Origin of the sequence: Novosphingobium sp. (assembly GCF_037133355.1) — a bacterium.
Lineage (GTDB): Bacteria > Pseudomonadota > Alphaproteobacteria > Sphingomonadales > Sphingomonadaceae > Novosphingobium.
This window is the reverse complement of record NZ_JBAXOI010000001.1, coordinates 117,413-129,178: the sequence shown is the minus strand read 5'-3', so window position 1 is coordinate 129,178 and position 11,766 is coordinate 117,413. Positions and strand designations below refer to the sequence as shown.

Sequence of the window (11,766 nt, the reverse complement as noted above, 5' to 3'; positions counted from 1 at the left end):
ACGGGGAGAGGGCCCTTTGGTTCAGCCGTCCAGCATTGTCGTGGTGGGCGCAGGTTTGACCTTGCTCGCCAGCAGCTTGTCGATCTTGCGGCCGTCCATGTCGACCACTTCGAAGCGCCAGCCCTGATCGTGGAAGTGCTCGCCCTCGCTCGGCAGGCGCTTGAGCACCGAGAGCGCGAAGCCGGCGGCGGTAGCGAAATCGCGGTCTTCGGGGAGCTCGATGGAGAGCCGGTCGGCGAGCGCATCGGCGGGCAGCGCGCCTGACAGGAGCAGCGAGCCATCCTCGCGCACGGTCACCATCGGCGCATCGCCCTCATCGCCGTGCGCGACGAAATTGCCGACGATGGCGTCGAGGAGATCGGCCGGCGTGACGATGCCTTCGAGGTGGCCATACTCGTCGTGCACCAGCGCAATGGCGATTTCGGCCTGCTGGATCACGCGCAGCGCGTCCATCGTGTCGAGCTGGTCGGGCACGATCGCGGGCTTCTTCATCAGCCGCCCGAGCATGACCTTGCGGCCGCGCAGCAGCACCGAGAGCACGTCGCGCACCTTGACTACGCCGACGACGTTGTCGACCGAGCCGTCGGCGACGAGCAGCAGCGAGTGCGGGCTGTCGGCGATGGCGGCGCGCAGTTCCGTCTCGGGCGCGCGGCGCTCGATCCAGTGGAGCTCGGTGCGCGGGGTCATCACTTCCCGCACGGGCCGTTCGGCCAGGCGCATGATGCCGGTCATCAGCGCGCGCTCGTCCTCCTCGATCACGCCCGAGCGGGTGGCCTCGGCGAAGATCATGTGGAGTTCCTCGGCGGTCACGTCCTGATCGTTGCCCGGAGCGACGCCGAAGAGGCGCAGGAGCAGCGCCGAGGAACTGTCGAGCGCCCAGACCAGCGGCGCATTGGCGCGGGCCATGAGCTTCATCGGCCCCGCGGCGACGATCGCTATGGGCTCCGCCGCGCGCAGGGCAAGCTGCTTGGGCACAAGTTCGCCGACGACGAGGCTGAGATAGGTGGTCGCGGCGATCACCAGCACGAAGCCCACGATAGGCGCCCATTCGCCGGGCATGCCCAGCGCGGCGAGGCGCTCCGCCGTGGGGCCGCCGAGGCTCGCGCCCGAATAGGCACCCGCGATGATGCCGATGAGCGTGATGCCGATCTGCGCGGTGGACAGGAGCTTGCCCGGGTCCGCGGCGAGATCGAGCGCGATCTTCGCGCCCTTGCTGCCCGCTTCGGCCGCGACCTTGAGCCGGGCCGGGCGCGCCGAGACGATCGCCAGCTCCGTCATTGAAAAGAGGGCGTTGAGAACGACCAGGCCAAGAATGATGAGGGCGTCAGGCCAAGGATAGGGGGTCACGAGCGAGGCGCTAGCAGATTTGCAGCGCGGCGCGAAGGGCCGCTATTCGGGAACCGTTCAGCATGGTACGGCGAAAGAGCGTGGCAGAGCCGGATGGCGGGACGCCTTCCCGGCAAGACAGGCCAAGTCCAGGAGCCCTCGCAGGGGCCGTTCACAGGGGAAATATCATGAAAATCCGGCGCGTTCTTGTCTCCAGCCTTTGCGCGGTCTCGCTCGTCAGCCTTTCCGCCTGCGTGACCGACCCCAACACCGGCCAGCAGAAAGTTTCGCGAACCGCCATCGGCGCGGGCGGCGGCGCGCTGGCAGGCCTGCTGCTTGGCGGCCTTATCGGCGGCGGCACCGGCCGCATTATCGGCGCGGGCATCGGCGGTATCGCCGGTGCGGCGGTGGGCTACACCATGGACAAGCAGATCAAGCAGCTGCGCGAGCAGACCGCCGGTTCGGGCGTCGATGTCAGCCCGATCGACGGCGGCAAGGCGATCCTCGTCAACCTGCCCAACGGCGTGACCTTCGATACCGACAGCACGCTGATCAAGCCCGCCTTCCGCGATACGCTCGACAAGGTGGCGCAGAGCCTCGTGCAGTATCCCGATTCGCTGATCGACGTCACTGGCCACACCGATTCGACGGGCTCGAGCGCCTACAACCAGACGCTTTCGGAAAACCGCGCGCGGGCAGTGGCAGACTACCTGGCCTCGCGCGGGGTCGCGCCGGGCCGTGTGCGCAGCCAGGGCTATGGCGAGACGCAGCCTGTAGCCTCGAACGCCACCGAGGAAGGCCGTTCGGCCAACCGCCGCGTCGAGATCAAGATCGTGCCGGTGACGCAGGATGACGTCGCGCGGGCACGCCAGGGGCAGTAAAGAGTCAAACCAGCCGGGTTGACGCACTGTCGGCCCGGCTGGCATCGCTCCTGCCAAAGGAGCCCGACGCATGACTTTTACCCGCCGTACGATCGCCGGTCGCGAGACCAACCCCATCGGCCTTGGCTGCATGTCGCTGAGCTGGGCCTATGGCACGCCGCCGAGCGACGAGGACGGCAAGCGCCTCCTCGCCCGCGCGCTCGACCTTGGCTACGACCACCTCGATACCGCGCGGATCTATGGCGACGGGCACAACGAGACACTGATCGGCGAGGCGCTTTCGGGCCAGCGCCAGCGCTTCTTCCTCGCCAGCAAGACCGGGATCATCGTCGATGGGAAGGCGCGGCGGATCGACTGCAAGCCCGAAACGATCCGGGGCGCGCTCGAGACCTCGCTGAAGCTGCTCAAGACCGATCACATCGATCTCTACTACCTGCACCGCCGCGATTTCACCGTGCCGATCGAAGAATCGGTCGGGGCGCTGGGCGATCTCGTGCGCGAGGGCAAAATCGGCGGGATCGGCCTTTCGGAAATGTCCGCCGAGACGGTGCGCCGCGCGCATGCCGAGCACCCCATTGCCGCATTGCAGACCGAATACTCGCCGATGACGCGCAATCCCGAGATCGCGGTGCTGGAGACTTGCCGCGAGTTGGGGATTACCTTTGTCGCGTTCTCGCCCGTTTGCCGGGGGCTGCTGGTCGACGAGCGGCCCGATCCGGCCGCCATGCCCAAGGGCGATATCCGGCCCAACATGCCGCGCTTCCAGGGTGAGAACTGGTCGCACAACCTTGGGCTGGCGGAAGCGTTTTCCGCGCTCGCCGCGGGCGAGGGCGTGACGGCGGCGCAACTGGCACTGGGCTGGGTGCTGGCGCGGGGTCCGCATGTCGTGGCGATTCCCGGCACCTCGCGGCAGGACCACCTCGCCGAGAATATCGCGCGGTGGGATTGGGAACCCTCCGCCGCGCTGGTCGCCGAGGTGGATGCGCTGATCAATCACCAGACGGTTGCCGGCCACCGTTATGGGCCGGTGATGCAGGCGACGATCGATACGGAAGAGTTCGAGGCGGCCTAAGAGGGGCCTCCGGCGGGCAAGGGCCATCGCCCTTGCATCCCCATACCTCTCCATCTCGTCATTGCGAGCGAAGCGAAGCAATCTAGGGCGGTTCTGCACAGCTCTGGATTGCTTCGCTTCGCTCGCAATGACGAAGTGTGGGTGGTGCGCCGCAGGCTTTATGCAGCTTCAGGGAAGGCACTTGGTCGCGCAGCAAAGTGCGAAGGGCAGCTTGCGCCCAAAACTTGCCGTTCCGGAAACGATCCCATTGCGGACACTAGCGAACTGTTGAATGTGTGCCCGAGGGAGGTTGTCGCTTGCTCACACTGCTTCTGGCTTTGGCCGCCAGCCCTCACGCGCATTCGATGTCAGATAGCCGCACTGGCACGCTTACTGGCGGGTGCCGCTCACTCGACGTGATCAAACTCTGCTTTGTGAACGGCAACACATCATTGTTGGTCGCAGGAAGAGAGACACGGCTACTAAATGACGGATGGCCCAACTTTCTGCCGTATCAAATCACACGCAAAAGGGGTTCCTACCGTGTTAAGATTGGCCTGAGATCGTTATCCGATATTCCTTTCTATCGCTATGTGGAGATCACATTTCACCGGAAGGGCTCACAATACGTCGCATCCAGATATACGATCGTATCCGAAAATCGATGTGATGGTTGGCCTGACCTGAAAGTCACCTACACCATCGATTTTACCCGCCGCGTTCTCTCGACTCAAATCGACCCCGAGTGGACAAGCGATGGCAATGGTCGGCGATACAGCAACCACATCCAGCTCAAGACTTCCGATATTCATGAGCTGTCAGACGAATACCTTAACGCATTTATCGGGAACGCGAGCGCCAACGGCAAGCTCTGCAAGGATTACAGTGGCGGACGCTAATGTCAGCTCCCCACCAAAATCCGGCGTAAAGCTAAGGGATGCAAGGCCGATGGCCCCTCCCCGCCGAAGGCCCTTCCTAAGCCATCCGGCTCGCCCTCTCCGCCAGCCGGTCCACCGCCGCCGCGTGGATCGCAGGCGCGGCAGCTAGCAGCCCAAACGCGCGGGGGTCACGCTTGTTGTACGCCAGCGGCGCGCCAAACGCATCGCTCACCGCTGCGCCGGCTTCGCGCGCTATCAGCGCGGCGGCGCCGATGTCCCATTCGTAGCCCCAGCGCAGGGTGGCGAGGAGATCGGCTTCGTCGGCTGCGACCATGGCGATGCGCAGGGCAATGGAGTTGGGTTTGTCGACGAGGACGAGGTCGTGGTCGACGCGGGGGAGCGCATCGGCGGGGACGCGGGCTCCTGTCAGTTCGAGGCGGTTGCTGGCGGTGAGGGGTGTGTCGTTGCGGCGCGCGCCCTGCCCGGCGATGGCTTCCCAGTATTCGCCGCGCGCGGGGGCATCGAGTGCGCCGATGAGGGGGCGGCCTTCGGAAATGAGCGCGACCGAGACGGCCCAACCGGGGCGGCCGCGGACGAAATCGCGCGTTCCGTCGATGGGATCGACCAGCCAGCACAGGCCCTTGTCGAGGCGGACGGGGTCATCGGCGGTCTCTTCCGAGAGCCAGCCTGCAGCCGGGAGCAAGAGCCCGAGCTCCTGTTTGAGGTAGGCATCGACAGCAAGGTCGGCAGCGCTGACCGGGTTGCCGGGGTCCTTGTCCCACACTTCGAGCGCGTGGCCATGGCCGGGCCAGCTGGCGAGGGCCAGGCGTCCGGCTTCGGCCATGATGTGGCGGAAGCGGTCGAAGTCGATCATCGGGTTTGCGATGCGGGTTTGGCGGCGCGAGCGCAAGGGGGCCTTGGTGCGGCTGGCCGAAGAATGCATTCGTATTCGGCCAAGCAGGCGCAGCGCAGGCGGGGAATGCATCCATGCAGGTGCGATTGGGCCGTGCGAACCCTTTTCAAGCCCTTGGACGTGTGCTTAAGGCAGCGCGACCTGCCGGTTCAATCCGCTAGCTCTAATTTTCTCTGATGCGGGGATAACGCATGAACGTTCATGAATATCAGGCCAAGGAACTGCTCGCCAAGTTCGGCGTCGGCATTCCGGCGGGCATTGCTGCCCTGACCGTTGAAGAGGCGGTGGCGGCGGCGAAGCAGCTGCCCGGACCGCTCTATGTGGTGAAGGCGCAGATCCATGCAGGCGGGCGCGGCAAGGGCAAGTTCAAGGAACTCGCCCCCGAAGCCAAGGGCGGCGTGCGGCTGGCCAAGTCGGTCGAGGAAGTCGAGGCTTTCGCGAAGGAGATGCTCGGCAACACGCTGGTGACGGTGCAGACCGGCGCGGCGGGCAAGCAGGTCAACCGGCTCTACGTCACCGACGGCGTTGATATCGCCAAGGAATACTATTTCTCGATGGTGGTGGATCGGGGCACTGGCCGCGTCGCCATGATCGTGTCGACCGAGGGCGGCATGGACATCGAAGAGGTCGCGCATTCGACCCCTGAGAAGATCGCCACGATCACGATCGATCCGGCGCAGGGCTTCATGCCGCACCACGGCCGCGCCGTGGGCTACGCGCTGAAGCTGACGGGCGAGCTCAACAAGCAGGCCGCCAAGATCGCAAGCCAGCTCTATGCCGCGTTCATGGCGCTCGATTGCGACATGCTGGAGATCAACCCGCTGGTCGAGACGCAGGACGGCAACCTGCTCGTCCTCGACACCAAGATGAGCTTCGACTCGAACGCGCTCTATCGCCATCCCGACGTTGTCGCGCTGCGCGACGAGACCGAGGAAGACCCGGCGGAGATCGAGGCCAGCAAGTACGACCTCGCCTACATCAAGCTCGACGGCAACATCGGCTGCATGGTGAACGGCGCAGGGCTCGCCATGGCGACGATGGACATCATCAAGCTGAACGGCGAATTCCCGGCCAACTTCCTCGACGTGGGCGGCGGCGCAACGACCGAAAAGGTGACGGCGGCGTTCAAGCTGATCCTGTCGGATCCGGCGGTGAAGGGCATTCTCGTCAACATCTTCGGCGGCATCATGAAGTGCGACATCATCGCCGATGGCATCGTTGCGGCGGCGAAGGAAGTGAACCTGCAGGTGCCGCTGGTCGTGCGCCTCGAAGGCACCAACGTGCAGCAGGGCAAGGACATTCTTGCCAATTCGGGTCTCCCCATTGTCCCCGCCAATGACCTTGGCGATGCCGCGCAGAAGATCGTGGCCGCAGTCCGGAAGGTTTCCTGATCCATGAGCATTCTCGTCAACAAGCACACCAAGGTCATCACCCAGGGCATGACCGGCAAGACCGGCGCGTTCCACACGCAGGCCGCGCTCGATTACGGCACGCAGATGGTCGCGGGCGTTACCCCTGGCAAGGGCGGCACCAGCCACATCGGCCTGCCGCAGTATGACACTGTCGCCGAAGCCAAGGCTGCAACCGGCGCCACCGCCAGCTGCATCTACGTGCCGCCTCCGGGCGCCGCGGATGCGATCCTCGAGGCGATCGACGCGCAGATGGAACTGATCGTCTGCATCACCGAAGGCATTCCGGTGCTCGACATGGTGCGCGTGAAGCGCGCGCTGCAGGGCTCGAAGTCGCGCCTGATCGGGCCGAACTGCCCCGGCGTGCTGACCCCGAACGAATGCAAGATCGGCATCATGCCGGGTTCGATCTTCAAGAAGGGCTCGGTCGGCGTGGTTTCGCGTTCGGGTACGCTGACCTATGAAGCGGTGTTCCAGACTTCGAACATCGGGCTGGGCCAGACCACCGCGGTGGGCATCGGCGGCGATCCGGTGAACGGCACGAACTTCATCGACGTGCTCGAGCTGTTCCTGGCGGACGAGGATACCAAGTCGATCATCATGATCGGCGAGATCGGCGGCGACGCGGAAGAGAACGCGGCGCAGTTCCTGATCGACGAGGCCAAGAAGGGCCGCAAGAAGCCGATGGCTGGCTTCATCGCGGGCCGCTCGGCACCTCCGGGCCGCCGCATGGGCCACGCCGGCGCGATCGTTTCGGGCGGCAAGGGCGATGCGGAAAGCAAGATCGCCGCGATGGAAGCGGCCGGCATTCGCGTGTCGCCGAGCCCGAGCCTGCTGGGCGAGACGCTGGCGGAAGTGCTGAAGGGCTGAGGTTTTCGGTCTTTGGGATAGAGAAGGGCCGGGGGGAAACCTCTGGCCTTTTTTCTTTGCCGTGATCCTCCCCTGGAAGGGGAGGTGGCAGCGCGCAGCGCTGACGGAGGGGTACCGGTTACCCCTCGACGATCCGATACGGCACCAAGTCTCGCTGACTCGGATCCACCGCGATCGCCTTGTCGCTCGGGGGGAAGGCGCGCTGGTCGCAGGTGTCGCGGGGGCAGATGCGGCAGCTGATGCCGATGCGGGTGACGGCGTCGTCGCTCTTCAGGTTCAGGCCGTCGGCATAGACGAATTCGTCGGCCAGCGCGGCTTCGCAGCCGAGGACGACGGCGTAGCGGCGGGGCTGGCGGTAGTAGCTGCCGCTGGGTTTCACGAGGCCCTTGGCGATCGAGACGTAGCGGATGCCGTCGGGCATTTCGGCGAGCTGGACGTGGATGCGGTCGGGGATCGCGACCGCCTCATGGACGATCCACAAGGGGCAGGCGCCACCGAAGCGGCCGAATTGCAGGCGCGTGGCGGAGTGGCGCTTGGTGATGTTGCCGGCCATGTCGACGCGCGCGAAGAACACCGGGATGCCGCGCGATTGGGGGCGTTGCAGGGTGGAGAGGCGGTGGCAGCACTGCTCGAAACTGGTGTGGAACAGTTGGCGCAGGCGGTCGATGTCATGGCGCAAGATGCGCGCGGCGCTGCGGAAGCGTTCGTAGGGCATGAGGAGCGCGCCAGCGGCATAGTTGCCGAGGCCGACGGTGAGGAGGTGGCGTGCGGCTTCGGTCTGCAAGGGGGCGGAGGCGACGATTTCGGCGATCTGGCCCGAAAGCGCGAGCGCGGCGACCTGGTAGGCGAGCTGGAACCGGCTCGATTCGTTGGGCTGGGCGGAATCGAGCTGGAGGTGGCGGGTGGCTGCGTCGAAGCGGCGCAGGGGGCCGCCGCCTCTCCATTCGATCGTCACGCCCTCGCGCCGCAGCCATTGCTGCATGGTGCGGATGCGCGGAGTGGCCTCGTCGCCGGCGATCTGTTCGGCGAGGCGTTCGGCATCGCGGTCGATCTGGTCAACATAGTTGTTGGCGGCATGGAACCAGTCGCGGGCTTCCTCCCAGGGGAGGCGGCCGCCGCCGATGTTACCAGGTAGGCCAATGCCTTCGTCCACCATTTCGAGGCGCTGGCGGCTGCGCGCGTAAAGGCCGTGCAGCGCCACGAAGCGTTCGGCGAAGGCGGGGAACTGGCGGGCGAGGCGCTCGATCTGCTCGCCCGGGATGCCGCCCGAAAGCTCGGGATCCTCCAGCGCCTCACGTAGCGCCTCGGCCATGCGGTCGCCGTCGGCTGGTTCGAGATCGGCCCAGTCGATGGGAAAGGCGGCGCGCAGGGCATCGCCCAGCGCGGGAGTGAGGTGGCGCTCGTCGGTTTCCAGCTGCGAGAGATAGGAGGCGCTGATGCCGAGCATGCTCGCCATCTCGGTTTGGCGCAGGCCGCGCCGCTGGCGCAGGGCGCGCAGGGCGGGGCCTGCGAAAAGGCGGCGGTTGGGCATCATTGTGTTTCCTGGTTCGACCCCACCCCGCTCAGCATGAGAGGGTGTGGTGAAGGGGCACTGCCGCGAGACTAGTTTGCAAAGTTCGGCTTTGCAACTTTGCAGAATTGCATTGGACAGCGCTGCTGCAATGCGGCATCGGCCTCAGCCTTGATCCCTAGCAACCGGGGCTTTGCACGCATGTCCGCCAATATCGCCGAAATGGAAAAGCGCCGCGAGGCGGCCCGCATGGGAGGCGGCCAGCGCCGCATCGATGCCCAGCACGCCAAGGGCAAGCTGACCGCGCGCGAGCGGCTGGATATCCTGCTCGACGAGGGCAGCTTTGAAGAGACCGACGCCTACGTCGAGCACAACTGCGTCGATTTCGGGATGCCCGAGCAGACTGTGCCGGGTGACGGCGTGGTGACCGGATCGGGCACGATCAATGGCCGGCTGGTCTATGTGTTTTCGCAGGACTTCACCGTATTCGGCGGCGCGGTTTCCGAGCGGCACGCGATGAAGATTTGCAAGATCATGGACACCGCGCTGAAAGTCGGCGCGCCGGTGATCGGCATCAACGACAGCGGCGGTGCGCGCATTCAGGAAGGCGTCGCCAGCCTTGGCGGCTATGCCGAAATCTTCCAGCGCAATGTGCTGGCGAGCGGCGTGGTGCCGCAGCTTTCGCTGATCATGGGCCCCTGCGCAGGCGGCGCGGTCTATTCGCCCGCGATGACCGACTTCATCTTCATGGTGAAGGACAGCTCCTACATGTTCGTCACCGGGCCGGACGTGGTAAAGACCGTCACCAACGAGATCGTCACGCAGGAGGAACTGGGCGGCGCGGTGACGCATTCGACCAAGACCTCGGTGGCCGATCTCGCCTGCGAGAACGACATCGAGGCGCTGCTGATGGCGCGCGAGTTCTTCGATTATCTGCCGCTGACCAACCGCTCCGGCGTGCCTGAGCGGCCGACGGCGGATGCGTGGGACCGGCTGGAGCACAGTCTCGACACGCTGATCCCGGCCTCGGCCAACCAGCCCTATGACATGCACGAGGTGATCACGAAGACGCTCGACGAGGGTGAGTTCTTCGAGATCCAGCCCAAGCATGCCGCGAACATCATCTGCGGCTTCGGGCGGATCGAGGGCAAGACCGTGGGCGTGGTCGCGAACCAGCCGATGGTGCTGGCGGGCGTGCTGGATATCAATTCGTCCAAGAAGGCCGCGCGGTTCGTGCGCTTCTGCGATGCGTTCGAGATTCCGATCGTCACCTTTGTCGATGTGCCGGGCTTCCTGCCGGGCACGGCGCAGGAACTGGGCGGCATCATCAAGCACGGCGCCAAGCTGCTGTTCGCCTATGCCGAAGCGACCGTGCCCAAGATCACCGTGATCACGCGCAAGGCCTATGGCGGTGCCTATGACGTGATGGCGTCCAAGCACTTGCGGGGCGATTTGAACTACGCCTGGCCGACCGCCGAAATCGCGGTGATGGGCGCCAAGGGCGCGGTGGAGATCATCTTCCGCGGGCTTTCGACCGAAGAGCAGGCGCTCAAGACCAGGGAATACGAGGACCGCTTTGCCAACCCCTTCGTGGCGGCGAGCAAGGGCTTCATCGACGAGGTGATCTATCCGCATTCGACGCGGCGGCGCATTGCGCTGGGGCTGCGGAAACTGCGGAACAAGAGCCTCGAGAACCCTTGGAAGAAGCACGATAACATTCCGCTGTGAGCGGCCTGAAGGACATTCGACATGACTGACATCTTCATCGTTTCCGGCGCGCGCACGGCCATTGGCACGTTTGGCGGCAGCCTGGCCTCGTTCCGTCCGGCGGACTTGGGCACCATCGTGATCAAGGAAGCGATTGCCCGCGCCGGGATCAGCGCGGACATAGTCGAGAACGTGGTGATCGGCACTGTTGTGCCGACGCAGCCGAAGGACGCCTATGTCAGCCGCGTCGCGGCGGTGAACGCAGGCGTGCCGATCGAGAGCCCTGCGATGAACGTGAACCGGCTGTGCGGATCGGGCCTGCAGGCGATTGTCTCGGCGGCGCAGGGTATTGCGCTGGGTGAGCAGCAGATCGCCATTGGCGGCGGCTGCGAGGTCATGTCGAACGCGCCGCATATGGTGCTCACCGCGCGCAACGGGCAGAAGATGGGCGATCAGGTGATGATGGACGCCATGCTCGGCGCGCTCCACGATCCCTTTGAGAACATCCATATGGGCGTGACGGCGGAGAACGTGGCCGAGCGCCACCAGATCACGCGTGAGACGCAGGACGCGCTGGCGGTGGAAAGCCACAAGCGCGCAGCGGCGGCGACGGCGGCGGGCTACTTCAAGGAACAGATCGTTCCGGTCGAGATCAAGACCCGCAAGGGCGTGACCGTGTTCGATACCGACGAGCATTTCCGGGCTGATGCCAGCCTCGAAGCGATGGCGGCGCTGCGCCCGGTGTTCAAGAAGGACGGTACCGTCACCGCAGGCAACGCCAGCGGCATCAACGACGGCGCGGGCGCGGTCGTGCTGGCGAGCGGGGAGGCCGTGGCCGAGCATGGGCTGAAGCCGATCGCCAAGATCCTCGCCTGGGGCCATGCGGGTGTGGAGCCGAACGTCATGGGTCTCGGCCCGGTCAAGGCCGTGCCGGTGGCGCTGAAGCGTGCGGGGCTGACGCTTGACCAGATCGACGTGATCGAAAGCAACGAGGCGTTTGCGGCGCAGGCCTGCGGCGTGGCCAAGGAGCTGGGCTTCGACCCCGCCAAGACCAACCCCAATGGCTCGGGCATTTCGCTCGGCCATCCGATTGGTGCGACGGGCGCGATCCTGACGATCAAGGCGGCTTACGAGCTGCAGCGCACGGGCGGCCAGTACGGCCTCATCACGATGTGCATCGGCGGCGGTCAGGGCATCGCCATGGTGATCGAAAGGGTCTGA

At 65.4% G+C, this 11,766-nt stretch carries 10 protein-coding genes; 7 read left to right on the top strand and 3 right to left on the bottom strand.

Features of this window, described 5'->3' with window-relative positions:
* Positions 1–21 precede the first annotated feature (21 nt).
* Positions 22–1,347 (bottom strand): hemolysin family protein, encoded by a 1,326-nt coding sequence (locus WCL10_RS00675; protein ID WP_336893683.1) that lies wholly within the window; start codon positions 1,345–1,347, stop codon positions 22–24.
* A gap of 167 nt (positions 1,348–1,514) precedes the next feature.
* Between WCL10_RS00675 and WCL10_RS00670 the strand changes: the two genes are divergently transcribed.
* The 3 genes from WCL10_RS00670 to WCL10_RS00660 all read left to right on the top strand — a co-directional run bounded on the left by WCL10_RS00670 (position 1,515) and on the right by WCL10_RS00660 (position 4,157).
* A complete protein-coding gene (locus WCL10_RS00670; protein WP_336893682.1) occupies positions 1,515–2,207 on the top strand; it encodes an OmpA family protein in 693 nt (230 codons plus the stop codon).
* Between the two features lie 70 nt (positions 2,208–2,277).
* Entirely contained in the window at positions 2,278–3,279 is a 1,002-nt protein-coding gene (locus tag WCL10_RS00665) for an aldo/keto reductase (protein WP_336893681.1), read from the top strand.
* Between the two features lie 296 nt (positions 3,280–3,575).
* Positions 3,576–4,157 carry a hypothetical protein gene (locus WCL10_RS00660; protein WP_336893680.1) on the top strand — a complete coding sequence of 194 codons (582 nt, stop codon included), beginning with the start codon at positions 3,576–3,578 and terminating at the stop codon, positions 4,155–4,157.
* A 76-nt stretch (positions 4,158–4,233) separates the two neighbouring features.
* On the opposite strand, the gene WCL10_RS00655 is transcribed toward WCL10_RS00660, so the two are convergent.
* Positions 4,234–5,010 carry a 3'(2'),5'-bisphosphate nucleotidase CysQ gene (locus tag WCL10_RS00655; protein ID WP_336893679.1) on the bottom strand — a complete coding sequence of 259 codons (777 nt, stop codon included), beginning with the start codon at positions 5,008–5,010 and terminating at the stop codon, positions 4,234–4,236.
* Positions 5,011–5,240: 230 nt separating this feature from the next.
* Here WCL10_RS00655 and sucC point away from each other — a divergent pair, with 230 nt between their 5' ends.
* Positions 5,241–6,440 (top strand): ADP-forming succinate--CoA ligase subunit beta, encoded by a 1,200-nt coding sequence (gene sucC / locus WCL10_RS00650; protein ID WP_336893678.1) that lies wholly within the window; start codon positions 5,241–5,243, stop codon positions 6,438–6,440.
* A gap of 3 nt (positions 6,441–6,443) precedes the next feature.
* On the top strand, positions 6,444–7,328 hold the full coding sequence (gene sucD / locus WCL10_RS00645) for a succinate--CoA ligase subunit alpha (protein WP_336893677.1): 885 nt from the start codon (positions 6,444–6,446) through the stop codon (positions 7,326–7,328).
* 118 nt (positions 7,329–7,446) lie between these two features.
* Here the strand turns inward: sucD and WCL10_RS00640 are convergent, their stop codons facing one another.
* A complete protein-coding gene (locus WCL10_RS00640; RefSeq protein ID WP_336893676.1) occupies positions 7,447–8,862 on the bottom strand; it encodes a short-chain fatty acyl-CoA regulator family protein in 1,416 nt (471 codons plus the stop codon).
* A gap of 177 nt (positions 8,863–9,039) precedes the next feature.
* On the opposite strand from WCL10_RS00640, the gene WCL10_RS00635 reads away from it, so the two are divergent.
* Together WCL10_RS00635 and WCL10_RS00630 are read left to right on the top strand one after the other, a co-directional pair.
* Positions 9,040–10,566, top strand: a complete 1,527-nt coding sequence (locus WCL10_RS00635; RefSeq protein ID WP_336893675.1) for an acyl-CoA carboxylase subunit beta — start codon at positions 9,040–9,042, stop codon at positions 10,564–10,566.
* 21 nt (positions 10,567–10,587) lie between these two features.
* The gene (locus WCL10_RS00630; RefSeq protein ID WP_336893674.1) at positions 10,588–11,766 is read left to right on the top strand and encodes an acetyl-CoA C-acyltransferase family protein; all 1,179 of its coding nucleotides are present in this window, start codon (positions 10,588–10,590) and stop codon (positions 11,764–11,766) included.

Coding starts and splice junctions, on each gene's coding strand:
- WCL10_RS00670 (WP_336893682.1), top strand. CDS start 1,515: ATGAAAATCCGGCGCGTTCTTGTCTCCAGCCTTTGCGCGGTCTCGCTC.
- WCL10_RS00665 (WP_336893681.1), top strand. CDS start 2,278: ATGACTTTTACCCGCCGTACGATCGCCGGTCGCGAGACCAACCCCATC.
- WCL10_RS00655 (WP_336893679.1), bottom strand. CDS start 5,010: ATGATCGACTTCGACCGCTTCCGCCACATCATGGCCGAAGCCGGACGC.
- sucC (WP_336893678.1), top strand. CDS start 5,241: ATGAACGTTCATGAATATCAGGCCAAGGAACTGCTCGCCAAGTTCGGC.
- sucD (WP_336893677.1), top strand. CDS start 6,444: ATGAGCATTCTCGTCAACAAGCACACCAAGGTCATCACCCAGGGCATG.
- WCL10_RS00640 (WP_336893676.1), bottom strand. CDS start 8,862: ATGATGCCCAACCGCCGCCTTTTCGCAGGCCCCGCCCTGCGCGCCCTG.
- WCL10_RS00635 (WP_336893675.1), top strand. CDS start 9,040: ATGTCCGCCAATATCGCCGAAATGGAAAAGCGCCGCGAGGCGGCCCGC.
- WCL10_RS00630 (WP_336893674.1), top strand. CDS start 10,588: ATGACTGACATCTTCATCGTTTCCGGCGCGCGCACGGCCATTGGCACG.